At 55.2% G+C, this 252-nt stretch carries 1 protein-coding gene; it reads left to right on the top strand.

The window, feature by feature from the left end:
* The coding region (locus Q4563_RS21305) for an acetamidase/formamidase family protein (RefSeq protein ID WP_303605945.1) at positions 1-252 on the top strand (252 nt) is incomplete at both ends.

Genomic DNA, 252 nt, shown 5'->3' with positions numbered 1-252 from the left:
CTTTATTATCGAGTGCTATGACTGGACAGGCGGTCAGATCAAGAACGACGACAACGCCGAAGACATCCGTGATGTCGACCTGACCCAGGTGCATTTTCTCTCCGGCCCGGTCGCGGTGGAAGGCGCTCAGCCCGGAGACTTGCTGGAAGTGGATATTCTCGATATCGGTACCTTTGCCGATCAACAATGGGGCTTCAACGGCTTTTTTGCCAAGACAAATGGCGGCGGTTTCCTGACCGACCACTTCCCGCA

This window comes from Gilvimarinus sp. 1_MG-2023 (assembly GCF_030548285.1).
Note: the sequence above shows the minus strand (reverse complement) of the source record. Positions and strands in the feature narration are given on the sequence as shown.